This is a genomic window from Vibrio sp. 704 (genome assembly GCF_033339295.1).
In genome coordinates, this window is the sequence record NZ_JAWOUH010000988.1 from 1 (window position 1) to 524 (window position 524).

1 protein-coding gene and 1 pseudogene are annotated in these 524 nt (G+C 44.5%); both read right to left on the reverse strand.

Going from position 1 to position 524, the window contains the following annotated elements; all coding sequences use genetic code 11:
- A pseudogene (locus R7R24_RS30265) lies at positions 1–127 on the reverse strand (alpha-L-glutamate ligase-like protein); the annotation flags it as partial.
- A 3-nt stretch (positions 128–130) separates the two neighbouring features.
- The coding region (locus R7R24_RS30270; protein ID WP_318120659.1) for a 7TM domain-containing protein at positions 131–524 on the reverse strand (394 nt) is incomplete at its 5' end.

Genomic DNA, 524 nt, shown 5'->3' on the forward strand with positions numbered 1-524 from the left:
GCTTGTCATCCACCAATGGGTATTTAGAGCGATCGTTATAGCGACCAATGTAGCTATGGTTACGCTTGTTCATGCCCATAATGCCTTTGTGGCGAAGTTTTGATGGCGTAGTGTAACGTTCAAACATCGTTTAATCCTCCGCTAGCGGCTTGAAACAACCTAGTTCTGTTAGACGGTAACCAGTGTAAGTACCTAGCAATAGAATACCCGCCAAAACAATTAGCTGTAGGCCGATAAAGTTAAACGTTAAGTGCTGGATATACGAGTTGGTCATCGCCAAGTAAACCAGTACCGCAGTCAGTAGTGAACCACCACCTTGCATTGCTACTTCTTTCGCGCCTTCTTCCTCCCACAGAATCGACATACGTTCGATAGTCCATGACAAGATGATCATTGGGAAGAAGGTGATTGTTAGACCTTCCGTCAAACCAATCTTGAATGCTACAACGGTGAACACCGATATGATCATAATAACTGTGATAATAACCGCGGATATCCTTGCTACCAGAAGTAAGTTGAGCCGC